We start from the raw sequence: 20,894 nt of genomic DNA, 5'->3' as shown, positions 1-20,894 counted from the left end.
TTCCAGTGAAGCGCATAGGGAGAGAATTTGCAACGTTAGAAACTCCAAGGGCTTAGCTCAAGTGGAGCCCTGAGGGTCAGTAGGTGGACTCCCGGCCTTTCAGCTCATGCGGGATCACTACTTCCTCGGCAGGGAGGTCCGTTCCGGCGATCCGGGCCAGCAGCAGGCGGCAGGCTTCGTCGGCAAGGGCGAGCATGTCTGGAGCGATGCTAGTCAGTGAGGGGGACATGAATGCGGCCTCGGGGATGTCATCCCAGCCGGCCACTGCCATCTGCTCCGGTACCCGTAATCCCCGCCGCCTGAAAGCGCGCAAGGCGCCCACGGCAAGGACATCGCTGGCGCAGACAACGCCGTCGCAGTCAGCGCCCGAGTTCAGGAGTCGCAGGGCTGCAAGCTCGCCTTCTTCGCGGCTGTAGTGCTGCACGTCCACCACCAAATCCGGCTCGTAAGGAATGCCGCATTCCTCCAGCCCACGCCGGAAACCATCCAGCCTGAGCATGGCCGTGCCCTCCCCGCTGCCCGGGCGTGCGCCGATGAAGCCCAATCGCCGTCGCCCCCGGGCTGCAAGATGGCTGACGAGATTCCGCGCGGACGCGTCGTTGTCAATGCTCACGTGGGGAACGCCTGCTCCACTCAAACGTTCACCGAGCAGGACCATGGGGGTGGTGTCGGTGCGGGTCTGAAAAAGGGACAAATCCATGGTCAATGGACTGTAGATCACGCCGTCCACCATCCGGTCCCGATAGCCTGCCAACACGGACTTCTCCGCCTCGGGATCCAAGCCGAAAACCTCAGTGAGGACGGTGTAGCCCCTGCGTTTGGCCGCTGAGATGACTTCCTCTGCAAGTCGGCCAAAATAGGGTGAAGAAATTTCGGGAACAGCCAAGACCAGGGTGTTGGACGTTCCTTGGCGCAGTTGGCGCCCCGCAAGGTTGGGGCGGTAGTCCAGCTCCGCGATGGCGGCTAGAACTTTGTCCCGTGTTGAAGCCCTGACGTTGGGGCGGTTATTGACAACGTTGGACACCGTTTTCCATGACACGCCAGCCAGGCTGGCAACCTCTTTGACTCCGGGCTCGCCGCTTCTAGTCCTCCGTACAGCAGGCCGTACAGGATGAATTTCGTCAGAAGTCATGCGTTGCGTTCCTAGCGGCGTCGGTGAACCGGTCAAGGCAAGGATGCCCTTGACAAACTCTATCGGCCCCTTCATTGTTTCTAACGTTAGAACTTTATCAAGGACGTAAGTTCACCAGCGTCGCGTCGGGCAGGAAACATCGATGTACGAGCCAAGAAGTCTAAAGTCGCTGCTGCGACCCAACCAAGAGCAGTCTCCCAAGCAGGGTCTCTATGCGGGCTCTTCGGGAATCAGCCGGCGCGCAGTGCTGCGCACGGCAGCTGCAGCCAGTGGAATTTTCGCTGCGGGCGCCCTAACCGGGTGCGCCGGCCCCTCAAGCGGGACGCCCATTCAGTCCTGGGATCTGTTTTCAGGTGCTGACGGCGTGAAAATGCGGGCCATGATAGGGGCCGTCAGCACAGCCAAGGGCATTGATGTCCGGCCAGTCACGCTGGCCTGGGGATCGCCCTACTACACCAAGCTGGCCATGGCAGCCTCCAGCGGCAAGGCTCCGAATACCGCAATCATGCACCTCTCTCGCTTGGCCGGTTTCGCACCCGAGCGCCTGCTCCAACCCTATGACCTGGAGCTATTGGCGGAGTATGGGCTAAAGCCGGCGGATTTCGCTCCTGCAGTGTGGGAGAGGTGCTTCTACAACGGAAAACTCTTTGCTGTTCCCATGGACACCCACCCCTTCATCCTGCTCTACAACAAGGACTTGGCCGTCAAGGCCGGCATTGCGGACAGCGACGGCAAGCTTAGGGAAATTTCCTCACCCCAGGCACTCATGGAGGCAGCCTCCAGAATGGCTGTCGCCACTGGAAAGCAGGGTCTCTCCTTTGGCCATGTGCTGGACTCCGCGCAGTCGTGGCGACTGTTTTGGGGCTTCTACAATCAAACCGGGGGCGGATACACGATGACCGCCGGGCAGCCTGCACAGATAGACAAGGCCAAGGCAACAGAGGTGTTGACCTTCCTGAAGGAGCTGCTCGACGGCAAAATGGCCGTCAACAACCAGACGTACCATGGCGCCATTGCCGACTTCACTACCGGCGCCACAGGCATGATCTTCTCCGGTGAATGGGAGCTGCCCGCGTTCGCCAAGGCAGTGCCCAACCTTGGCGCCGTTCCCATGCCGACCCTCTTTGGCACACCGGCCAGCTACACCGATTCTCACGTCTGGGTACTGCCGAAGCAGGTACACAAGGATTCCGAAGCTTACAAAGCCTCACATCAGTTCGTGGCCGGAATTCTCAAGGAGGGACTCAATTGGGCCCAGGCGGGCCACATTCCGGCGTTCACTCCGATCCAGGCCACGGATGAATACCGCGCGTTGGTGCCGCAGGTGGATTACGCGGCTGCCGGCGAAACACCGGCGTTCGATCCTGCTGTGTGGTTCGCGGGTGCCGGCACTGATTTTCAAAATCAGCTCTCACAGACGCTTTCCGCCGCGCTACAGGGCACCGTCACGGTGAAGGACGCCGTGGATTCCATGATGGAGCACGTGCAGACGATGCTCTCAGCCCCCAACCCCACGTAACGCCGAGGTGAAAACAATGCTGACAGAGCTCTCCGAAACCAAACCTGGCACCGCGTTGGTTAGTCCAATTCCGGGACGGAAGATCAGGCAGGCCAGTGGATTCTGGTATGTGGTCCCTTTCCTTGCAGCCTTCGCACTTTTCCTTCTTTGGCCCATCATTTCCGGACTGTGGATGAGCATGACCAACCAGAGCCTCACAGGTGCCGGGGGCGAGTTCACAGGATTCGGTAACTACGCGGAAGCCTTGGGAGACAAGGCCGTCTGGCAGTCGCTGGGCAACACCGCCGTCTTCACCCTCTTCACCGCAGCACCCCTGGTGGTGTTGTCGTTCGTGATGGCGCACTTGGTGTACGTGGGACTTCCGGGCCAGTGGCTTTGGCGCCTCAGCTTCTTCGCACCGTACCTCCTGCCCGTTTCGGTGGTGGCCGCGCTGTGGCAGTGGATGTTCCAGCCGGGCTTCGGGCTGGTCAACGCCACACTGGACGCATGGGGAATCAAGCAGATCGGCTTCCTGAACACCGAAGGTGTGGCCATGTTCTCGGTGGTCCTGGTGACTATTTGGTGGACCGTGGGCTTCAACTTCCTGCTCTACCTTTCAGCCCTTCAGAACATCCCGGACCACCTCTTCGAAGCGGCGCAGCTGGACGGGGCGGGGCCGTGGCGGCGTCTTTTCTCGATCACCATTCCCATGGTTAACCGAACTACAGTCATGATCGTCATGCTCCAGATCCTGGCATCGCTGAAAGTCTTCGAGCAGATCTACCTTCTGACGTCCGGCGGCCCCCGCGGCAGTACCAGATCGGTCCTGGAGTACATCTACGACATCGGCTTTAGCGGTTACAGGCTGGGTTACGCCTCGGCCATTTCCTACCTCTTCTTTGCACTTATCGTCGTCATCGCAGTGGTTCAGTTGCGTTTGATGAACAGGAAGGCGTCCTGACCATGTCCATCCAAACGCAAACCCGGCCTGCGGCCCCGACTCGATCTCCCCTCAGGAACAGCGCACAGAACGGCAGCACAATTGCCAGGGTCGGCGGGATTCTGGCGCTTGTCATCCTCGCCCTCATGTGGCTGCTGCCTATCCTTTGGGGCGTCACCACCTCCCTCAAAAGCGAAGAAGACGCCGCTACGTCACCTTTTGTGGCACCCGCATCCGGCTGGAACTTCGATGCCTACGTGCAAGTCCTCAGCCAAGGGGACGTGCCGCGATGGATGCTGAACAGCCTGGGCATCTCGATTGCCGTCACCGTCCTGACCGTAGGAATTTCGGCACTTGCCGCGTACGGCTTCTCCCGCATGGAATTCCGGGGGCGGAGATGGCTTTTCGCGATGACCGTGGCATCCATCATGGTCCCCGGCCAAATTCTCATTGTGCCGTTGTACCAGCAGATGAACTCCATGCAGCTTGCTGATACATGGGCGGGCATCGTCCTGCCGCAGGTGGTTGCTCCCATGATGGTGTTTATTCTCAAGAACTTCTTCGACACCATTCCCAAAGAGTTGGAGGAAGCGGCCAGGATCGACGGCGCCGGCGGCCTTCGCGTGTTCTTCACCATTGTGATGCCGCTGTCCCGCCCCATCCTGATTGCCGTCTCCATCTTTGTGTTCATCGGAGCGTGGAATAACTTCCTGTGGCCTTTCATCGTCACCAACAACCCGGATCTGCTGACGCTTCCGGTTGGCCTCGCGACCATCAAGAACGCCTACGGTGTCCAGTACGCGCAGACCATGGCCAGCGCCATCCTCGCGGCCCTGCCGCTGCTGATCATGTTCATGCTGTTCCAGCGCCACATCGTGAAGGGCTTCGCGACCTCCGGTTTGGGCGGCCAGTAGCGTCGGCAGCCCGACCATCTCCTGGAGAAATCAAATCCCAACGCGAGATGGGGTTGAGTACCACCGGCCGCCACGCGAGGATAAGGTACGTGACCCGATTCCGTTTAGCCATCCTGGACGATTACCAGCAGGTCTCCGGCGATTACGCCCCGTGGGACTCACTGCTCGACGACGGCGTTAAAGTGAGCGTTTTCAGCGCACCTTTCGTATCGGAAGAGCAAGCCGTGGCCGCCCTGGCGCCGTTCGACATCATTGTGGCGATGCGCGAACGCACCCGTTTTCCCCAGGATGTCCTTGAATCCCTGCCCAACCTGAAGCTGCTGGTGACCACCGGCATGGCGAACGCAGCCATTGACTTGGAAGCAGCGGCAGAGCGGGGCATCGTGGTGTGCGGAACGGGTGGTTCTCCGGCAGCGGCCCCCGAGCTGACGTGGGCTTTGCTCATGGCCTTTGCCCGGAATCTGACCGTGGAGGAGAACTCCCTGCGGGCAGGCGACTGGCAGGCCGGCGTCGGGTTTGAACTCGAAGGCAAGACGCTGGGAATCGTTGGACTGGGCAAGATCGGCAAGCGGATCGCGGGCTACGCGAAGGCTTTTGGGATGGACGTTCTCGCGTGGAGCCAGAACCTCACTGCGGACGCTGCCGAGGCCGTCGGTGCGCGGAAGGTCAGCAAAGAGGAGTTGTTCCGTGAGTCTGACGTCGTAACGCTGCACCTCCGGCTGTCCGAGCGGACTGAGGGGATTGTCGGTTCCAAGGAGTTGCGTCTTCTCGGCCCCGAAGGCGTGCTGGTCAACACCGCGCGGGGTCCTTTGGTGGATGAGGCTGCTATGATCCAAGCACTGGAGGAGGGGTGGATCCGCGGCGCGGCGTTGGACGTGTTTGATGAGGAGCCCTTGCCGGCCGGGCACGCGCTGTTGCATTCTTCGCGGACCATGCTTTCCCCACATATCGGTTACGTGACGCACGAGAGTTACCGGCAGTTCTATGGCGGGGCTTTCGAGGACGTCAAAAGGTGGCTCGACGGGGCACCAGTTCGGGTGATCAACGGTTAAATCAGCCGCTGCATTACGCGCGGGCAAGCGCTTTCCGAGCGAAGCTGGCAAGATGGACCCATGCGTATCCTCATCGCCCCGGACAAGTTCAAGGGATCACTGACCGCCGCCGAAGCCGCGTCAGCCATGGCCGAAGGCGCTCTCCGTGTTTACCCCGATGCCATTACCACCCAGTTTCCTGTGGCCGATGGCGGGGAAGGCACGCTGGATGCTGCGATCGCCGCTGGCTACGAAGAGCGAAACAACGCGGTGGTCGGCCCCATCCTCAAGCCTGTCGGAGCCTCCTGGGCGATCCGGAAAGACGCTTTCGGCGGGGCCGGCGTTGTCATCGAAACCGCGATGGCTTCCGGCCTGGCCCACATGGAGCCGACGCCGGAGAATTCCCTGCGCGCCCACAGTTACGGCTGCGGCCAGTTGATCGCCGCTGCCCTCGACGCTGGTGCCACCGAGATCGTGCTCGGCCTGGGTGGTTCGGCAATGTCCGACGCCGGTAGCGGCGCCCTGCGTGCTTTGGGGCTCAAGCCCCTCGATGCGGCCGGAAACGTGGTGCCGCTCGGCGGAGGTTCCTTGGCCGACGTCGTGGCCATAGATGTCTCCGAGCTGGATCCGCGGCTGTCTACCGTGAAGTTCCGCATCGCCGTCGACGTCCAAAACCCGCTGTACGGCCCCGAAGGTGCCGCTCATGTTTTCGGTCCGCAAAAAGGTGCCGATGAGGATGCCGTTGAAAGGCTCGACGCCGGCCTCCGCAACTGGGCGTCGCTCCTTCGGGAAGCTACTGGCCGCGACGTGAACGTTCCGGGAGCTGGAGCAGCTGGTGGGTTCCCGGCGTCGTTCCTGGCTTTCACTGATGCGGAGCTGGAAGGCGGCTTCGCGCTGGTCGCCGGCCTGACAGGCCTCGCGCAGCATTTGGGCGAGGCTGATCTGGTCATCACCGGCGAAGGTTCCATGGACGAGCAGTCGCTCACGGGCAAGGCGCCGATCGCACTTGCCGACGCCGCGAGCGTGCACGGAATTCCCGTCATCGCAGTCGCGGGGCGCATAACGGTCACGCCGGAAGACCTCGCGAAACACGGCATTGTGGCAGCGGCCCAGTTGCTGGACGTAGCGCAGCGCAAAGATGGCGTTCCTGACGTCGCCGACGCTGTAGCCAATGCAGCTAAATACCTCGCATGGGCTACCAGCCAGGTGCTTGAGGGAGCCTGACTACTGCCGGTAGCCTTCGACTTCGCTGACGGGCCGCGGCTCGGCGTCGTCGGGGTTCCCGCCTGCGTCCTTCTTGGCGCGACGTTGGCGCAGCAAGTCCCAGCATTGGTCCAGCTGGGCCTCCAGTTGGGCGAGGCGGGCGGTGTCGTTGTCTGACCCTTCGGAGTCACGCAAGCGGTGCTCCTCTTCGACCAGCGACTGGATGCGCTCCAAGAGATCCTGGTTGTCCATGTCTAAGACTCCTCGATGTGGTTTGGACGTTTATCTAGAAACTAGTCCTGTAGGTCCAGTGCGTCTACCAATGGCCAACGGCATACTGGGGACATGAAATTCACAACCACCATCGTTGGCGATGGCAACAAGGCCGGCATCGAAGTTCCCGACGAGATTGTTGACGGACTTGGAGCCGGCAAACGGCCCCCTGTGGTGGTGACCATCAACGGGCAGAGCTACCGCAGCAGCATCGCGGTGATGGGCGGGAAGTACATGGTGGGCGTCAGTTCGGCCAACCGTGAGCTCACGGGCGCTTCGGCTGGAGACACGGTTGAGGTTGGCCTTGAAGTGGACACCCAGCCACGCGTGATCGAGGTGCCCGAGGACTTGGCCGCCGCGCTGGATGACGAACCTGAGGCAAAGGCCTTCTACGGGACCCTGAACTACAGCTCTCAGCGGCGATACGTAGAGCCGATCGGGGACGCCAAGACCGAGGAGACGCGTGCCCGGCGGATAGCGAAGGTGGTTGCGGATTTGAAGGCGGGGAAGAAGTAGGTCCTTTTCGCAAGACAAAGCGTGCTGCTGGCATGCAGGTAGGCTGATGCTTTTCTATCCTTGGGGGACAGGTGGCTCAAAGCTCAGGAAGTTACACATCCGATCAGCGGGTCGGCGGATGACGGACGGCAGCGGGGAACAGTCCTCGGGCTGGGTCAAGGTTCCTCACGCACGGATCTACTGGGAATCGACGGGGGATCCGGATGGCGTGCCCGTTCTCTACCTCCATGGTGGGCCGGGCGGCTCGCTGGGGCTGGGAGGTTACCGAAAGCGCCACGACCCCCGCCGCTTCAGAACCATAGGCCTGGATCAACGCGGGTGCGGGAAGAGCACGCCTACTGCCCAAGATGATCTCCCACATCTATCGGTCAACACCACGCAGACCTTGATTGAAGACATCGAGGCTGTCCGCACTCAGTTAGGGATTGAGCGGTGGATCGTCACCGGGGTTTCATGGGGCAGTACTCTGGCGCTCGCTTATGCGCTGCAGCACCCAAGTCGGGTATTGGGCATTGCACTTGTGGCCGTAACCACCAGCAGTCGCGCCGAGATCCAGTGGATCACGGAGGATGTTGGCCGCGTCTTCCCGGAGGAGTGGAGTCGATTCCGGGGCGGCTCTAGTGGAATGTCAGGAGAGCGCCTTGTGGAGGCCTACGCCCGGCGGTTGGCTGGGGATGACAGGGACGACGCGCACCGGGCCGCCTTGGCTTGGGACCGGTGGGAGTCCACGCACATATCTTTGGACCCTGGTTGGACCCAGGGGCTGATGTTCGACGACGATCGGCAACGGATGACGTTCGCACTGTTAGTGACGCACTACTGGGCCAACGACGGGTTTCTCACAGAGGGGAACGAAATCATCTCTCGCATCCACCAGCTCGACGGAATTCCCGGCTATCTCATCCATGGCAGGCGAGACATCAGTGGACCTGTTGTCACCGCATGGCAATTGCACCAGCGATGGCGGACAAGTCAGCTTCTGGTGGTCGAAGAGGAGGGCCATGGAGGTCCAGTCAGCATGGCGGCGTTGACGCGGGCGGTCGAGGAAATCGCAGCCGGGATCGTGTGATGATCAGGAACGGTATGACGAATTGATGTGAGGGGACTGCCCATGGTCTACGACCGGGAGCGTGAGCGGCGCGACGACGCTGCCTATGCGGAACATAAGGAAGCTGTGGCACGCGGCGAGAAGCGTGTCCTTCGACGGACCAGCACCGGTGAGTTGCACAGCTATCCCAAAGAGGAGATCGGGTTTACGCCGGGGCGGGGGCAGGCGCAGGTCAGTTCGTGGTGGGGCATGGCAATATTGGCCGCTTTTGGGGCGGTGGGATTCGTTGCCACGGTGGTGCTGTTCATCATGCCTGCGTTCCAAGGAGGCGGGCCCTCATGGGGTGCCCTGTGGCCCATGGGCATTGCGGGCTTCCTGGCTTGGTACGGGTTCAGCTTGTCCAAGGATGAGTATCGGGCAACACAATTACGCAAGAAACGGGGATCCCCGAAGCCTGGCACGGGAAACGTGGACGTGAATCTGCTGGAGCTGGGTAGCCGTCAGTAGCCCGGTTCGAGGACGCTACCGAAGGGCCCTTACCCTCGGAGTGGACTTGCGCTATCTTATTCCCACCTGCGTCGGGCTGGCTGGGAAGCGGGCGCCAAGTCACAACTAAGCGAGGTAACACAATGCGAATCAGAATTCTCTCTGCTGCCCTCTGTGTGGGTGCGCTGACGGCCTTGTCTGCGACGCCGGCTTTCGCGGCCGGACAGGTGGAAAAGGGCCCGGAAAACTCCAACTCCATCTGCTCGTACTCGGGCCTGAATGACCACCCTGATGCGGCATACCCTGAAGGTGGCCGGGTGCAGTCCTACGGTCAGGCCGTGAGGCAGGGGTTCAAGGACGAATTGGCTGCGCAGGGCGAATCGCCCAGCCTTCTCTGCAACGGACACCGTCTTCCTTGGCAGGAAGTGACCGGAAGCCACTGACTCTCCGCCCGATAAGCGACGGCTGCCTCCCGCAGACTAAAATCGGCGGGAGGCAGCTGTTGTCACGGCCCCCTCAGGCGAGTGCCGCCGTCGTCGACGCCTTCCGCGCTATCAGCGCGATTCCCGCCGCCGAGGCAAGGAAGACGGCACCCAGGATGGCCCAACCCAGCGTGCCATGTTCGACGACGGTGGCGGTCACCACGAGCGGTGCGAGCATAGCCCCCAGGGCAGATCCCATGCCGAGCATCCCTTGGTAAGCGCCTGCTTGATGGGGGTTGGCGAGTTCGAAGCTGAGTCCCCAGGCACCCGCTTGCGAGAGGATCTCCGCGAACGAGTGAAGAAGTGCCGCGCCGCAAAGAAGAATGATGGCGGCGATGACAGGCGCCCCGCCCGCCGTGGCATAGAGCGCGCAGGCTGCGGCCATGAGCACGCCGCCAATCATCACGATCTTTCCTGCGCGCCGGGGGTGCTCGGTACCGCGGGAGAGCGGCACTTGCAGCAGAACGACACACAGGGTGTTGATGACAAGGATTGCCGATATCAGGACGTCTGGGGCACTGGTGTCCTGCGAAATCCACAGCGGTACGCCCATCTCGGCGAGCCCGAACTGCATGCCGAAGATACCGGACAGTACGGTCAGCAGTACGTAGCGGCGGTCCTTGAAGGGGGAGCTACCCCGCGCCGGGGCAGGTTTGGCGGGATCGTGACGGGGTGCGTCTACCCTGGCGGGGAGGCGGCGGAGGGCCATGGCGCTCAGGAGATAGGCCACGCCGGCGCCGATCATCATTCCCCGGAATGCACCCGCGGTGCCGGCCAACAGTGCGAGACCGGCTATCATCCCTCCCACCGCGATGCCCAGGTTGGTGATGGTGCGGAGGACTGCGCGCGCATTTACGCGGTTCGCACCGTCGAAGGCCCGGGCGATGATCGCGGACCGCGTGGCATTCGCGCCCCGGTCCACGCCGACTGCTATACAGGCGATCACGACGGCGGTGCTGAAGTTCCCGGCGAACGTATAGCTTGCGATCGCGAGACCCTGGACGGCGACCATGCCCACAAGGAGCCGACGTGCGGACAAGTGGTCGGCGAGTCGGCCACCGATGTACGACGTCGCGACACCGACCCCGCTGGAAACCGTGAGGATCACAGCGATTTCGAGGGCACTCAGCCCGACGAAGCGGCTGAAGTACAGGACCGTCAGGGTGAGGAAGATTCCGCGGCCCACTGTGGATACCAGGATGGCGGAGGCGAGGATCTTGAGGGCGGGATCAGAGAGCGCGACGCGGAGGTTGTGCTGCGGAGCGGGGGCGGTATTGGCCGGCGATTTAGTCACACCCCAGTTCTGTCACCCACTGACGGCGGGCGGTATTGATGTAGCGTAATGCTTCATGTTGAAGTACGAGTTGTCAGAGGCAGATCTGGGCGGCGTGCGCTTTGGCATCTCGCCCCTCTGCGAACTGGGACTCTCCCTCAGGGCTGTTCGCGATCCCAGCCAGTACCCGCTCCAGCTGCCTTGGTTGCGTCGGACGGAAGAAGCCCGCTCACGTTTGGACCTCGATGGATTGCTGTCCTTGGTGGATGACCGGCTGTGGACACCGGACTTCCTGAACCCCCGGCCCCAGTCACCACTGACCAGAATCGACGACGAGTTCGCAGCATTGGAGCAGCTTTCAGCCGAGCAGTTCCACGGGGATCTGGTCAGGGTGCACGGCGCTGTCCCGACAGTTTTTTCCGGGCCCGTTGGGCCGGCGATCCGACGCATGGTCGGTATCCTCCGGGACTTCTGGGAAACCTGCTTCGAGCCGCACTGGCTGCGCATGCGCACCATCCTGGAAGCGGACATTGTCTACCGGGGCCGGCAGATTGCACAGGCCGGGCTGTTCACGATGCTGAACGATTTGTCCGGTGCTGTGGAATTCGATGGCCGCGTCATCTCCGTGCGGCTGAAGAATCCGGCGTCGCGGACCGAGAGGACGGACGGCTTGGGGCTGACACTTGTTCCCACCATGTTCACGCGCCGGGCCTCTGCTCCCGTGAACCACGGCGATCCGCCGCTGCTGATGTACCCCGCCAGGGGCCAGGGCGCCATGTGGGAAACGGAACGGATCACGAACCCGGCCGCGATTGTGGCCGTATTGGGTGAGGTCCGGACCAGCCTGCTCACCGCCTTGGCAGCCCCGGCCTCGTCCACAGAGTTGGGCCTGCGCTTTGGCGTCACAACGTCGGCCGTGAACCAGCACCTCAGGGCACTCCGGGACGCAGGACTCGTGACGTCAACCCGCTACGGCCGCAGTGTGCTCTACTTCCGGAGCGAACTGGGCGCGGCGTTGCTGCTGGGGTGACTTCACAGGCAGGACGACGGCGGCAGGCGAGTGTCGCCGTCGTACGTTTTAGTCTTTGCGGAGGCTGTAGGTGCTGATCACGTTGCCCTTGCTGGTAGCGTACTGGTCCTCCAACACGAGCCGGTGCAACGGGTCGCCGTCCTCAAAGAGCCGCCGCCCGCTGCCGGCCACCACGGGATGCGTCATGAGGGTCAGTTCGTCCAGGATGCCCGCGAAAAACAGTTGGCGGACCAGGGAGATGCTGCCGCAGACGGCAATCTCGCCGCCATCCCGGGACTTGAGGTCGGCGACGAACTTCTCCACATCGCCCTCGATCAGGTGCGAGTTCTCCCATTCAAGGGGCTCTGTGAGGGTGCGCGATGCGACGAACTTTTCCACGGGATTGATGAAGGCAGCAAAGTCCTCATCCCGAGGTGCGGTGGGCCAATATCCGGCCCACTCCTGGTAGCTGACCCGCCCCAGGACCACGGTGTCCACCGTGGTGATCATCTTGGTCAGTCCTCTGCCGAGTTCGTCGTCGAAGCTGTCGAACTGGAACTTGAATGGGTCCTGAACCACGCCATCAACGGAGTGGAACAGGCCGGCGGTGACTTTGCGCAATTGTTTCTCCTGTTGGGCGGCGGGTGTTTGGAGTGTTGGTGTTAGGCGGCGCGGCTGGTGGTTTGGAGGCCGCGGGGCGGAAGGGCGGTCACATTGTTGTGGTCCGGGTTGAGGCGCACGGGCACTTCATGGAGTTCGGCGTAGACCTGGAGTTGTTTCAGTGCATCCTCATCAATGGTCGCTTGGGACAGGTCCATCTCCACTCCGAGACCGCCGCCAAGGCCCTTGGTGCGTTGGACCACTGGGTAGAGACCCTGAAGGCTCAAAGCGGTCACGCGACCGGTCGCTTCGATCTGAATTTGCTCGCCGTCTACGTCGACGCGAACAACAACGGAGAGCTTCTCGCTGGCCAATGCACTGCCTTTCATCCTTGCTGCCACGCTGCAGCGACCCCAGCGTATGTGCCATGTGTGACCTGCGCAACATTACGACGGCGGTGGCCGGCATGGCAGCTGCGGCTGAGGATCGTCGGCGTCGACCAGGCCGCTGTGTACCCACGCATGGATATGGGCTCCTGAGTCACAAACCGAACTGTCCCGGAAGTTGTCTTTGTGACAGCTGGCTGCAGGGGATGTTTTGGGACAACATACGGGACTGAAATGTTACGTCCAGGCTGATTCGGCATTCCACCAGTGCTCAAAAGTGCCTTGATGAATGGCCTACAGCCGTTTGCAAGATGCCCCGGCGTGGATGCCCTTTAGTCCGTTTTGCGGCGGGGCGCGGTGTCGGGGTGCCGTCGCCGCCTAAATCGGCCGAGTGGGACCGTCCCAACGAGAGTGTTCCAGTACTAAGGAAGTGGGACAGCGTCCTTAGGTTCCTAAGTGCCACCAGCCTGTGGACCGACGGTGCTCCATTTGTGGCTGTGGCGGTTGACCTCCGGCGTTTGGGTTGCGGTGTTCGTTTACTTGCCCGTTTGAGAGTTAGAGGCTGTTCGGTTGCGGGTCCAGTCCGGAGGCCCACACTCGTCCGTTGATGGCCAGTTCACGCAAGAACTCTGTGAGTTCCTGGTCGGTGTATGGCGCGTCCTCGTCTACCCACCACGTGAGGATGCCGATTATTTCGCCGGCCCATGCCCGGGCGACGAAGCTTGTGGGCAGGCGGGGGGTTACCCCGGCGCGTGTGGCTCGTTCTTCGAATAGCTCTTCGGCTTGGGTGATGAGAAATTCCCTGAGTTCCCGTAAGGCCCGTCCGTTCCCTTCGCCGCGGAGAATGACGCGGTAGGCGTCTCTTTCGCGCCCTGCGTGTTCGAAGAGGTATTTCACGGGGAGCCCGGAGAATCCGAGGGGTTTGGCTTCTTCCACGGCCGGCAGTACGCGGTTCCGTTCATCGGCGAGGTCGGCGACCACGTCGCTGAGGAGGCCGTCCTTGTCCCGGTAGTGCGTGTAGAAGGTCGCCCGGGAAAGGTCTGCGGCGTTGATGATGTCTTCAATGGTGATGGCGTTGAAGCCTCTTTCCAACACCAGGGCGATGAAAGCACTCCGGATCGCTCGCTTCGAGCGGCGCACGCGGCGGTCCTCGACTGTTTTCACCTGAATTCCTTCCAAACCATTGACCAAGGGCACTCTCACAGTATATTACTGTACAGATAATCCAGTACTGAACACTCTGTATAGGAAAGATTTTTATGAATCTTGGAAGATTTGTGCGGTCATCAGCGGCGTACCAGCCTGATGCCGAGGCTGTTGTAGGCCCGGACTCGCGGCTGTCGTATGCCCAGCTGGACGAGGGGAGTGACCGTTTGGCCGCTGCCCTGCAGGACCGTTTCGGTCTTGGCCGGGGAGATGTGGTGGCCGTTCTTGGCTGGAATTGCCCTGAGCTTGTGGTGGCGGAAGTCGCCCTTTACAAGGCGGGTCTGGTGCGTGCCCCGATCAACGCCCGGCTGGGGGCATCGGAGGTTGCGCACCTGTTGGCCGACTCCGGGGCGAGGGTCCTCATTACGGACACCGATCATGCAGATGTGGTTCGTGCCGCGACCGCGATCGCTGCTGTTGCGGCTGTGGTCACTATTGGCGGTGAAAGCGACTTCGGTGCCTCGTTCTCCTCCGTCCTGGACTCCGCGGAACGGAGGGCGGTCGATGTTGATTGTGCGGATTCCGATGTGGCGGTGCTTCACTTCACGTCGGGTTCAACGGGGAAACTCAAGGCTGCGGTTCACACCTACGGAAACCGGATGGCGCTGGTTCGGAAGTCGCTGATGCATCCGGACGGTTATGTCGGGCCAGGGGGCCGGATTATTTTGGCCGGACCTATCACTCATGCTTCCGGGATGCCGCTCATGGGGGTCTTTCGGGCCGGTGGTTGCGTGATCGTGATGCGGACATGGGATCCTGTCGATTTCCTGGCAACGATTGAGCGTGAACGAGCAACGCACGCTTTTGTGGTGCCGACGATGATCATGACCGTCTTGGGGGTTCCTGAGGCCAGGCGTTTTGATCTGACCAGCATGCAGCACCTGATCTACGGAGGGGCGCCTATGTCCCCGGCCCGAATCCGTGCTGCGTGGGACTTGTTCGGCCCGGTGCTGACCCAAGGTTTCGGATGTGCGGAGACGACATCGGTCGTGATGCTCCTGAGCACGGAAGACCACCGGCAGGCCATTGAGGGCGGCGATGAGGAACTGCTGCTCAGTTGTGGCCGTGCCATTTTTGACGCGGAGGTCCGCGTCGTGGATGAAGACGGCGCCCCGGTGGGACCTGGTGAGATCGGGGAGCTGGCGGTTCGTGGCCCCGATGTTGTCAGCGAATATCACAATGAAGCGGACTTGAGTGCGGAGACATTTCGGGACGGTTGGTTCCATTCCGGGGACCTCGCCCGTTACCGGGAAGACGGGTTTGTCTTCATTGTCGATCGTAAGAAGGACATGATCATTTCCGGCGGTTTCAACATCTACTCCGTCGAAGTTGAGGCCGTCCTGCAGCAGCACCCTGCTGTTCTGGACGCTGCGGTCGTCGGTGTCCCTGACGAGGAGTGGGGCGAAGCTGTCAAGGCTGTCGTCGTTCTGCGCAGCGGTTTAGAGCTTGATGAGCAGGAAATTATCGAATTCTGCGCGGCGAACCTGTCCCGCCTGAAAAAGCCCCGCTCGGTCGACTTTGTCGATCACCTTCCCGTTAACCAGAACGGCAAAACCGACCGCCGCGCCGTCCGTAACCGTTACTGGGCGGCAACCGGCCGTCGCGTCGCGTAACCCGAAGGATTTCGACATGACATTCACCCTGGAACCCGACCACTCTGCCGAACCGGAACTGCACGAGCTGGTCATGAGCCTGCGCGCCTACCTGCTCGAGGAGCTCATTCCTTACGAGCAACGACTCGGGCTTTCCCCCGAGACCAAGCTCAGCCGCGCTGACCTCGAGCCCATATGGCAACGAAGCCGCGAACTCGGCTTTTATGGCATCGCCCTCCCGCCGAATCTGGGCGGACAGGGCCTCTCAACCCGAGCGCTGTGCGCCTTGAAGGAGGAACTCATGTCCCACGGTTCCGTGCTCGCGCACTCAGTGCTGGGCGATATGGGGGGACCACTGCGTGCAGGGTCCATCATGCAGTACGCCAGCACATACCAGCTCGAAAAATACCTTATGCCAGTCATTCGTGGGGAAAGGGCGTGTTGCTTTTCCATCACCGAACCCGATGCCGGTTCAGACGTACGGCGCATGCGCACGACCGCCCGCCTCGAAGGCGACGAGTACATCCTTGACGGCGGTAAAGTCTTCAGCTCCGCGGCACCCTTCGCCGACTTTGCCATCGTCGTTGCCCGCATGGACGGCGAAGCCGAAGCCTATAGTGCGTTCCTTGTGGATTTGGACGCTCCAGGGGTCACAGTTCGGGACGGTGAGGTTCCCATGTCCGGGCAGCAGATCGAAGGGGACATCGACTTCGATGAGTGTCGCATACCGGTGGCAAACCTTCTCGGTGACGTCGGTCAGGGGCTGCGGATCGGTATTGGGCGAATCAACCTGAACCGGCTGCTCCACAGTCCCTCAATCATCGGCGCTGCCCGCCGGGCCTGGACCCTGTCCGTGGAATACGCCACATCGCGCGTCGTCAACGGCCGGCCGTTGATTGAACTCCAAGCGATTCAACACAAACTCGCTGACATGGCCACGGACATCTACGCTGCGCGGTCGATGGTGGCAGCAACGGCCGCGAAGGTCGACAGGGGGGAGGACGTTTCGGTCGAGGCGAACATGTGCAAGTTGTTCACAGCCGAAGCATGCTTCCGGGTCGTCGATGAGGCTGTGCAGATTCACGGCAAGGCAGGACTGACGAGGGGCAACGAAATTGAACAGCTCTTCCGGTCCCTGCGGATGTACCGCATCGTCACCGGCACCAGCGAGATTCATCGAAACGCCATCGCCAAAGCGCTCACCTGAGCACCGGCTATCTCTCGGACCTATAACTCGTAAGCAACGTCGCTCACACTAGGAGAACCATGGACAGTTCACCCGCCCGATCCAAGGCCGTTGCGCCTATTCCCGCCGCGGCGCGGGGAATGATCGCGCTCCTGATCCTCTTGGAGTTCGTCGCCGGTCTCCTCCAAGGTTTCTATGACCCCCTGGCCAAACTTTTCGCCAAAACGTACGAAGTTTCAGACGGACACATCATCTGGTTCCACACCCTCCAAGGCCTGTCTGCTGCGGTGATGGTGCCGCTACTGGCCAAATTCGGGGACATGTTCGGGCACCGCAGGGTGCTCAGAATCGCCGTGGGTGTGGTGCTTGCCAGCACTCTTTTGACAGCCATGGCACCGAACTTCCCACTGCTCTTGGCTGCACGAGTGCTGGCAGGGCCGATCGCCGTTTGGCTGCCACTTGAAATCGCTCTGGTGCATCAGCGTATCGATCAAGCTGCTGCCCGCAGAGTGATCGGGATCCTGGTCTCGGTACTGGTGCTCGGAGCGGTTATTGGGAACATCGGTGGCGGTCTTTCGGTAGTTTTGATGCCTTTCTCAGCCGCGCTGTTCATCCCGCCTCTTTTGATGATCGGGGCCCTCGTGGCAGTAATCCGAATCCCGGAATCCACGCTCCGGGCCGCCCCCGGCATCGACGGTTGGGGACTCCTAGGGATAGCGGTGGCAATGATCCTGTTACTCACAGGAATGAGCAGGCTCTCCGAAGAAGGCCTGGGGGATCCGCTGCCCTGGAGCCTCATCGCGGCTGCACTCATTGTTTTCGCAACCTGGGCCTGGTGGGAACTGCGAGTCAGCAACCCCGCAGTGGACCTCCGGATGCTCACCTCACACGCTCTCGCACCCTTATATATCGTGGGGTTCCTCTTCGGTTTTGTGCTGTTCGGGTTTCAAACACCGTTGGCGACTTTCGCAGCGTCCCACCCCGACACCGACGGCTACGGGCTCGGCTTCACCACGTTCAGCCTGTCCCTGATCATCGCCACTTTCACTGTCCTTACAGCCATCGGCTCCGCAACTGTCAACCCACTCACACGCCGCTTCGGAACCAAGTCCGTGCTCGTGTTCGCCGCTGCCTTCTCCGCTGCAGGCTTCGGCTTCTTCGCGCTGCAGCACGCCGAAAAGTGGCACCTTCTAACAATGGCAGTACTGGCAGGCATCGGAATGGGCTTACTTATGGGAACCCTGCCCGCCCTGATAGCCGAAGAGTCCCCGGCAGACAGTACGGCCATAGCAACCGGCGTCTATAACTCCCTGCGGACCCTTGGCGGAGCTGTAGCCGGGGCCGGATTCTCGATCATCCTCATCTCATTCGCTCAGTCCTCCAGCGGCAATCCCGGTGACGGATACACCATGATCTGGACAATCGCGGCGGGAGCATTCACCGTCGCGGCGATCGTCCTGGCCCTGAGCAAGACCACCAAAATACCCCGACCCCTTCTCCCACCAACCCCCACCGGAACCGTCCCCCTGCTCAAGCCCGCCCCTAGGGAACGTTGAGCATCACCAGACCACCCGCAAAAAACGCTCTCAGAGCACTCGAAAGGACCTCGACTCATGAGCCAAACCATCATCCCCGAAGCATCACAGGAAGCCTCTGACTCCAGCACCATCGACTTCCGAGCCGACGGCGCCGCGATCCTTCACGAGCTGGTAACACTCCGAAGAGAGCTGCACGCCGACCCCGAAATAGGCACGAACCTCCCGCGAACACAGCGGCGGCTGCTGAACGCTTTGGAAGGTTTGCCACTGGAAATCACGCTCGGAGAACGGCTCACCTCGATTGTCGCGGTCCTTAGAGGCGAACTGCCTGGCCCCACAGTCCTTCTGCGAGGAGACATGGATGGCCTGCCTGTCACCGAAAAAACGGGCCTGCCCTACCGATCCGAGAACGGCGCAATGCATGCCTGCGGACACGATCTGCACATGGCAGGGCTCGTAGGGGCCGCCCGCCTCCTGAGCGCACACCGTTCCCAAATCCCCGGAAACGTCATCTTCATGTTCCAGCCCGGGGAAGAAGTCCTGCTCGGGGCGAAGATGATGATTGACGAAGGGTTGCTCACCGCAGCCGGGGACATCCCCGTCGCCGCCTACGGACTACACGTCGCCCCGGGACCCTTCGGGCACTTCGCCCTCTCCGCCGGCACAGCAACAGCCGGATCCACCAGAATCAGCATCACCATCCATGGCAAGGGCGGCCATGGCTCACGGCCCCACGAAGCCGTCGACCCGGTGCCAATCCTGGCCGAAACCATCCTCGCCCTCCAAAGCCTTGTCACCCGACAACTGGACGCCCAAGACCCCGTAGTCCTCACCCTAACCGTGCTCGAAGCAGGAACAACCGGCAACGTCATTCCGGACACCGCCACAGCCAAGGGGACACTCCGGAACCTCAGCGATCAAGCCCTTACAAAGGCAAAAGACAAAATCGCCCGCCTCGTCCCAGCCATCGCCGAAGCACACGGCGCATCGGCACAAATCGAAATGACCGAAGGCTGCCCTGTGCTTGTCAACAGCACAGAGCTCACGGACCAATCAGAATCTGTGCTGTCCACCGCATTCGGTGCAAGCCGGGTCACCCGAAAGGACACAACATCAGTGATGGGCTCCGAAGACTTCTCCTTCGTAGCCCAGAAAGTCCCCGCCAGCTTCTTCAGGCTCCTGGTCTCACCGGCAGATCTCGACCCCAGCGAGACCAGCTACAACCACTCGCCACTGGTCCGCTTCGACGACGCCATCCTAGGTGACCAAGCCGCAGCCCTTGCAGGTCTCGCCCTGAACCGACTCCAACAAGGCTGACCGCGCCCAGTGCCGGCACCATGGGTAAAGCCGGACGCTGGTTAACGGTCCAGCGGCCGCCGCATGCACCACACGGCGCCGGCAGCCTGAATGAAACTTGCAACGAATGGGAGCTATCCCGCCGAGGGTGTCCCACTTCTAAGGAAGTGGGACGGCTAACCGTGTAGCGTTTAGGGCACCCTCACCGGGCATTTTGCGGGCGGGTCTTACGGGAATCTCGTAGCGGTGCAACGGCGGGGGCGTCGATATGGGAATGAGGATTGGAGAACTAGCAGTCGGTTGGGGAGGTGCGGCTCCAATCGGATCCATCCTGCAAAGCAAGGCGACCATGCGCCAGCAGTTCGACTGCCACGCGTTCGGAAACGCCTTTGCTGGTACTTGGAACCTTGAGCGGTTCCGTCCGAACCGCACCACGGTCTGGAGCTGGGGCGTTGCTATCCACCGTTGCAACTGGACAACGGCGAACCAATATTGAGTCGAGATGAATGGAGTTTGCAGCATGAGCCAACAGTGCAAGGGGCTGAAAATACTTCTTTATGGCTCGATCGCCAGCGGAGTACTGGCGCTACTAACGGCATTACTGACTTCGGTTTTGTTCCAGGAAATTGAGAGCAAGGGAGACGTCACCAATGCGCAGGATTTCGGTTGGCGCGCAGTTGCGCTTGCCGTGTTGACCGTCGCGCTTTTTACCGTTTATCTGATTCGTCGCAAGACTCTGAGGAAAAGGTTCAAGCAAACGCAAGAGCACTACCCAGCTCCGTGATGGGATTACGGCGTCGATGAAACGAGCAATTACCTTGTCGCTTCGCTTTGCGCCGATCTCTCAGTGGAGCTCCCCGCACCTAATTAAAAACCGGCTCATCGCAGTGCGCGCTGCAGCAGTGCCGCGCTAGCCCGTGGGCTGGCCCAGCCCGATCAGCGCGGGGTAAAGCGCATGTTCGCCGGAACGGCGCCGGCTATCTGGCAGACTTCGCAATAGCGCTGGCCCGCGGGCGGTTCATAGCGATCGACGAACTAGCCAGAGCCACCGAAGCCCCGTCTGAGCAGCTGCTCGACGTCCTGGAAGTCCAGGCCCTAGAAGGCCAGGATGACGGCTAACTCAGGTCATGGAGGGGCGCAGGCCTCCCGGATGGCCTCGTGCCTCCGGTGCAGGTTGCGCTGGCCCGCGCCGTGGAGTCCATGCCAGCTAGCGGCGCACTGCCAGGGGAACTGCTCTTAGAACGGAAATGGGACGGGTACATTCACTGAACACTGTCAAGGGTGA

The 20,894-nt window shown here is 61.4% G+C and carries 21 protein-coding genes; 15 read left to right on the top strand and 6 right to left on the bottom strand.

Annotated elements, in window-relative coordinates; translation table 11 throughout:
• Window positions 1–76 precede the first annotated feature (76 nt).
• A complete protein-coding gene (locus tag WBN73_RS09270) occupies window positions 77–1,132 on the bottom strand; it encodes a LacI family DNA-binding transcriptional regulator (protein ID WP_337455536.1) in 1,056 nt (351 codons plus the stop codon).
• A gap of 142 nt (window positions 1,133–1,274) precedes the next feature.
• Between WBN73_RS09270 and WBN73_RS09265 the strand changes: the two genes are divergently transcribed.
• From WBN73_RS09265 to WBN73_RS09245, 5 genes are all read left to right on the top strand, one after another.
• Window positions 1,275–2,651, top strand: a complete 1,377-nt coding sequence (locus WBN73_RS09265; protein ID WP_337340152.1) for an extracellular solute-binding protein — start codon at window positions 1,275–1,277, stop codon at window positions 2,649–2,651.
• A 178-nt stretch (window positions 2,652–2,829) separates the two neighbouring features.
• On the top strand, window positions 2,830–3,591 hold the full coding sequence (locus WBN73_RS09260; protein WP_337340153.1) for a carbohydrate ABC transporter permease: 762 nt from the start codon (window positions 2,830–2,832) through the stop codon (window positions 3,589–3,591).
• Window positions 3,592–3,593: 2 nt separating this feature from the next.
• Window positions 3,594–4,484 (top strand): carbohydrate ABC transporter permease, encoded by an 891-nt coding sequence (locus WBN73_RS09255; RefSeq protein ID WP_280625408.1) that lies wholly within the window; start codon window positions 3,594–3,596, stop codon window positions 4,482–4,484.
• 89 nt (window positions 4,485–4,573) lie between these two features.
• Window positions 4,574–5,536: a D-2-hydroxyacid dehydrogenase family protein gene (locus WBN73_RS09250; RefSeq protein ID WP_337340154.1), complete on the top strand. Its 963-nt coding sequence runs from the start codon at window positions 4,574–4,576 to the stop codon at window positions 5,534–5,536.
• Window positions 5,537–5,596: 60 nt separating this feature from the next.
• The gene (locus WBN73_RS09245; protein WP_207595643.1) at window positions 5,597–6,739 is read left to right on the top strand and encodes a glycerate kinase; all 1,143 of its coding nucleotides are present in this window, start codon (window positions 5,597–5,599) and stop codon (window positions 6,737–6,739) included.
• Here WBN73_RS09245 and WBN73_RS09240 read toward each other — a convergent pair whose 3' ends face one another.
• Entirely contained in the window at window positions 6,740–6,970 is a 231-nt protein-coding gene (locus WBN73_RS09240) for a DUF2630 family protein (protein ID WP_207595644.1), read from the bottom strand.
• A 93-nt stretch (window positions 6,971–7,063) separates the two neighbouring features.
• On the opposite strand from WBN73_RS09240, the gene WBN73_RS09235 reads away from it, so the two are divergent.
• From WBN73_RS09235 to WBN73_RS09220, 4 genes are all read left to right on the top strand, one after another.
• Window positions 7,064–7,507, top strand: a complete 444-nt coding sequence (locus WBN73_RS09235) for a YdeI/OmpD-associated family protein (protein WP_337340155.1) — start codon at window positions 7,064–7,066, stop codon at window positions 7,505–7,507.
• Window positions 7,508–7,625: 118 nt separating this feature from the next.
• Window positions 7,626–8,576, top strand: coding sequence for an alpha/beta fold hydrolase (locus WBN73_RS09230; protein WP_337340156.1), 951 nt, complete (start codon window positions 7,626–7,628; stop codon window positions 8,574–8,576).
• Between the two features lie 42 nt (window positions 8,577–8,618).
• The gene (locus WBN73_RS09225) at window positions 8,619–9,062 is read left to right on the top strand and encodes a hypothetical protein (protein WP_207595646.1); all 444 of its coding nucleotides are present in this window, start codon (window positions 8,619–8,621) and stop codon (window positions 9,060–9,062) included.
• 122 nt (window positions 9,063–9,184) lie between these two features.
• Complete coding sequence (locus tag WBN73_RS09220) at window positions 9,185–9,484, top strand: hypothetical protein (RefSeq protein ID WP_207595647.1); 300 nt, start codon at window positions 9,185–9,187, stop codon at window positions 9,482–9,484.
• Between the two features lie 73 nt (window positions 9,485–9,557).
• Here WBN73_RS09220 and WBN73_RS09215 read toward each other — a convergent pair whose 3' ends face one another.
• Complete coding sequence (locus WBN73_RS09215; RefSeq protein WP_337340157.1) at window positions 9,558–10,817, bottom strand: MFS transporter; 1,260 nt, start codon at window positions 10,815–10,817, stop codon at window positions 9,558–9,560.
• 55 nt (window positions 10,818–10,872) lie between these two features.
• Here WBN73_RS09215 and WBN73_RS09210 point away from each other — a divergent pair, with 55 nt between their 5' ends.
• Window positions 10,873–11,826 (top strand): ArsR/SmtB family transcription factor, encoded by a 954-nt coding sequence (locus tag WBN73_RS09210; RefSeq protein ID WP_337340158.1) that lies wholly within the window; start codon window positions 10,873–10,875, stop codon window positions 11,824–11,826.
• Window positions 11,827–11,874: 48 nt separating this feature from the next.
• Here WBN73_RS09210 and WBN73_RS09205 read toward each other — a convergent pair whose 3' ends face one another.
• The 3 genes from WBN73_RS09205 to WBN73_RS09195 form a co-directional block, all read right to left on the bottom strand.
• Window positions 11,875–12,426 (bottom strand): dihydrofolate reductase family protein, encoded by a 552-nt coding sequence (locus tag WBN73_RS09205; RefSeq protein ID WP_280625423.1) that lies wholly within the window; start codon window positions 12,424–12,426, stop codon window positions 11,875–11,877.
• Window positions 12,427–12,467: 41 nt separating this feature from the next.
• Window positions 12,468–12,794: a hypothetical protein gene (locus tag WBN73_RS09200; protein WP_280625425.1), complete on the bottom strand. Its 327-nt coding sequence runs from the start codon at window positions 12,792–12,794 to the stop codon at window positions 12,468–12,470.
• A 552-nt stretch (window positions 12,795–13,346) separates the two neighbouring features.
• Window positions 13,347–13,955 (bottom strand): TetR/AcrR family transcriptional regulator, encoded by a 609-nt coding sequence (locus tag WBN73_RS09195; protein WP_337340159.1) that lies wholly within the window; start codon window positions 13,953–13,955, stop codon window positions 13,347–13,349.
• 95 nt (window positions 13,956–14,050) lie between these two features.
• Here WBN73_RS09195 and WBN73_RS09190 point away from each other — a divergent pair, with 95 nt between their 5' ends.
• The 5 genes from WBN73_RS09190 (at window position 14,051) to WBN73_RS09170 (ending at window position 20,393) form a co-directional block, all read left to right on the top strand.
• A complete protein-coding gene (locus WBN73_RS09190) occupies window positions 14,051–15,610 on the top strand; it encodes an acyl-CoA synthetase (protein ID WP_337340160.1) in 1,560 nt (519 codons plus the stop codon).
• A 16-nt stretch (window positions 15,611–15,626) separates the two neighbouring features.
• Complete coding sequence (locus tag WBN73_RS09185; protein WP_337340161.1) at window positions 15,627–16,796, top strand: acyl-CoA dehydrogenase family protein; 1,170 nt, start codon at window positions 15,627–15,629, stop codon at window positions 16,794–16,796.
• 59 nt (window positions 16,797–16,855) lie between these two features.
• Window positions 16,856–18,331, top strand: coding sequence for an MFS transporter (locus WBN73_RS09180; protein ID WP_337340162.1), 1,476 nt, complete (start codon window positions 16,856–16,858; stop codon window positions 18,329–18,331).
• Between the two features lie 57 nt (window positions 18,332–18,388).
• On the top strand, window positions 18,389–19,630 hold the full coding sequence (locus WBN73_RS09175) for a M20 metallopeptidase family protein (RefSeq protein WP_337340163.1): 1,242 nt from the start codon (window positions 18,389–18,391) through the stop codon (window positions 19,628–19,630).
• Window positions 19,631–20,129: 499 nt separating this feature from the next.
• Window positions 20,130–20,393: a hypothetical protein gene (locus WBN73_RS09170; protein WP_337340164.1), complete on the top strand. Its 264-nt coding sequence runs from the start codon at window positions 20,130–20,132 to the stop codon at window positions 20,391–20,393.
• Window positions 20,394–20,894: the final 501 nt, after the last annotated feature.

It is taken from the genome of Paenarthrobacter sp. CCNWLY172 (assembly GCF_037402035.1).
GTDB lineage: Bacteria > Actinomycetota > Actinomycetes > Actinomycetales > Micrococcaceae > Arthrobacter.
Note: the sequence above shows the minus strand (reverse complement) of the source record. Positions and strands in the feature narration are given on the sequence as shown.

What these genes read in the sequence shown, in the direction of transcription:
- WBN73_RS09240 (WP_207595644.1), bottom strand. Translation starts at nt 6,970, where the DNA reads ATGGACAACCAGGATCTCTTGGAGCGCATCCAGTCGCTGGTCGAAGAG.
- WBN73_RS09230 (WP_337340156.1), top strand. Translation starts at nt 7,626, where the DNA reads ATGACGGACGGCAGCGGGGAACAGTCCTCGGGCTGGGTCAAGGTTCCT.
- WBN73_RS09175 (WP_337340163.1), top strand. Translation starts at nt 18,389, where the DNA reads ATGAGCCAAACCATCATCCCCGAAGCATCACAGGAAGCCTCTGACTCC.
- WBN73_RS09190 (WP_337340160.1), top strand. Translation starts at nt 14,051, where the DNA reads ATGAATCTTGGAAGATTTGTGCGGTCATCAGCGGCGTACCAGCCTGAT.
- WBN73_RS09180 (WP_337340162.1), top strand. Translation starts at nt 16,856, where the DNA reads ATGGACAGTTCACCCGCCCGATCCAAGGCCGTTGCGCCTATTCCCGCC.
- WBN73_RS09270 (WP_337455536.1), bottom strand. Translation starts at nt 1,132, where the DNA reads ATGACTTCTGACGAAATTCATCCTGTACGGCCTGCTGTACGGAGGACT.
- WBN73_RS09210 (WP_337340158.1), top strand. Translation starts at nt 10,873, where the DNA reads ATGTTGAAGTACGAGTTGTCAGAGGCAGATCTGGGCGGCGTGCGCTTT.
- WBN73_RS09185 (WP_337340161.1), top strand. Translation starts at nt 15,627, where the DNA reads ATGACATTCACCCTGGAACCCGACCACTCTGCCGAACCGGAACTGCAC.
- WBN73_RS09245 (WP_207595643.1), top strand. Translation starts at nt 5,597, where the DNA reads ATGCGTATCCTCATCGCCCCGGACAAGTTCAAGGGATCACTGACCGCC.
- WBN73_RS09265 (WP_337340152.1), top strand. Translation starts at nt 1,275, where the DNA reads ATGTACGAGCCAAGAAGTCTAAAGTCGCTGCTGCGACCCAACCAAGAG.
- WBN73_RS09225 (WP_207595646.1), top strand. Translation starts at nt 8,619, where the DNA reads ATGGTCTACGACCGGGAGCGTGAGCGGCGCGACGACGCTGCCTATGCG.
- WBN73_RS09170 (WP_337340164.1), top strand. Translation starts at nt 20,130, where the DNA reads ATGAGCCAACAGTGCAAGGGGCTGAAAATACTTCTTTATGGCTCGATC.
- WBN73_RS09200 (WP_280625425.1), bottom strand. Translation starts at nt 12,794, where the DNA reads ATGAAAGGCAGTGCATTGGCCAGCGAGAAGCTCTCCGTTGTTGTTCGC.
- WBN73_RS09260 (WP_337340153.1), top strand. Translation starts at nt 2,830, where the DNA reads ATGACCAACCAGAGCCTCACAGGTGCCGGGGGCGAGTTCACAGGATTC.
- WBN73_RS09220 (WP_207595647.1), top strand. Translation starts at nt 9,185, where the DNA reads ATGCGAATCAGAATTCTCTCTGCTGCCCTCTGTGTGGGTGCGCTGACG.
- WBN73_RS09235 (WP_337340155.1), top strand. Translation starts at nt 7,064, where the DNA reads ATGAAATTCACAACCACCATCGTTGGCGATGGCAACAAGGCCGGCATC.
- WBN73_RS09255 (WP_280625408.1), top strand. Translation starts at nt 3,594, where the DNA reads ATGTCCATCCAAACGCAAACCCGGCCTGCGGCCCCGACTCGATCTCCC.